3 protein-coding genes are annotated in these 1,478 nt (G+C 73.1%); 1 reads left to right on the top strand and 2 read right to left on the bottom strand.

Annotated features, from left to right (window positions below):
• Positions 1 to 24: 24 nt before the first annotated feature.
• Positions 25 to 309, top strand: a complete 285-nt coding sequence (locus tag AB0J52_RS40290; protein ID WP_500188464.1) for a hypothetical protein — start codon at positions 25 to 27, stop codon at positions 307 to 309.
• Positions 310 to 325: 16 nt separating this feature from the next.
• Here the strand turns inward: AB0J52_RS40290 and AB0J52_RS40285 are convergent, their stop codons facing one another.
• Entirely contained in the window at positions 326 to 955 is a 630-nt protein-coding gene (locus tag AB0J52_RS40285; protein WP_500188462.1) for a DUF1707 SHOCT-like domain-containing protein, read from the bottom strand.
• The coding region (locus AB0J52_RS40280) for a TetR/AcrR family transcriptional regulator (protein WP_500188460.1) at positions 952 to 1,478 on the bottom strand (527 nt) is incomplete at its 5' end. The genes AB0J52_RS40285 and AB0J52_RS40280, both read right to left, overlap by 4 nt.

The following is a 1,478-nucleotide window of genomic DNA, read 5'->3' as shown; positions in this document are numbered from 1 at the left end:
CCGGAGAAGGCGTAACGGCGGCCGGTGTGGAACGCCGCGCCGACGCGCCTGTGCCTGGCCGCCGAGCGGGAGTTGCTGTCGGTACTGCGCGGCCACTGCCACACGCCGATCGCCGGACATGCCCGTCTGGACGGCGGTGGGCTGGAGCTGCGGGCCGCGGTGTTCTCCCATGACGGCGGACGCGTGCTCACCGCGACACAGACCTCGCCAGCCTCCGAGGCGGAGGCACTCGGCGCGGCCGTGGGCGGCGAACTCCTCGGCAGAGGCGCGCGTGAACTGATCGCGGACGCGGCGTCCCACGAGGCGTAAGGACGAGATCGGCGGGTCAGTGTTCTGGGCGGGACGGCTTGGTCCTGGTGGCGACGGCGCCGAAAGCGGCCAGGCCCTTCACCCTGATGCGCGGGACGCCGGGCTTGCCGATCTTCCGCGTGGCGCGCTTGTCGAAGACGCCGAACAGGCCGAAGCCCTTCATCTCGACCTCGACGTCGTCCGGGAAGAGAATGCGCGTGCCGCCCCAGAGGGAGACGGCGCGGATCTCGGTGTCCTGGCTGGCGAACCGTGCCTGCGTGAGATCGAGGACGCCGCCGCCCCACATCGACCAGACGGTCATGCGCGGCGGGACGACCCAGTCGCCGCGGCGTTCGAAGCCGCCGAAGATCCCGAAGACGAAGCTCCGGGAGGTCGGCGCGCGGTCCACGACGAGCGCGTCCCGGGCGCCGGGGGCGGGCAGCCCGTGCAGGGCGGTCTCCAGCTCGCCCCGGGTGCGCGCCCGGTACACCTCGTCCAGCCGGGGGCCGAGTTCGTCGAGGGACAGGCGGCCGCTCTCGACGGCGGCGCGGAGGCGGACCTCGGCCTGGGCGCGGTCGTCGTCGGAGACGCGGACCGCCGGCCCGCCGTGCGGGGCGCGAACCTCGGGGCGGTCGCCGGGGACGGGGGACGGGGGGTTCTCGGTCACGTCTCTCCTTCGAGGTGAGCGGCGAGGACGGCGGACAGGGCGGCGCGGAAGGCCTCGTCGCGGCCGGGGTCGTCGGGGTCGTGGCCGAGGTCGGTGAGCCAGTAGCGGCGGCCGATCGCGTAGCCGTAGGCGCCGGACATCGACAGCAGGACGACCATCTCGATGCGTTCGCGGTCCGGGCCGTCCGGGCCGGGCAGGACGCTGCGCACGCCCTCCTCGATGGCGTCGACGAGCTTGGCGAGGCTGACCGTGGAGCGTTCGACGTCCCAGTCGTGCAGCTGGGACCACGTCCACAGGCGGACGTACCGCTCGTCGGCGAGGATGTCGAAGAGCACCTCGGTCATGCCGCGCGCGTACGGCACTCCGCCGTCGGCGCGCATGCGTTCCCGCACGAGGTCGCGTTTGCGTTCGTTCTCGCGTTCCAGGACGGCCCGCACCAGCGCCCGGTAGGTGCCGAAGTAGTGGGTGACCAGGCCGTGCTGGAACGCGAGAACGAACGCAAACGCGACCTCGTGCGGGAACG

The organism is Spirillospora sp. NPDC049652, assembly GCF_040675125.1.
Classification (GTDB): Bacteria; Actinomycetota; Actinomycetes; order Streptosporangiales; family Streptosporangiaceae; genus Spirillospora.
The sequence above is the reverse complement of the archived record's forward strand: the minus strand, read 5'-3'. Positions and strand labels throughout refer to the sequence as shown.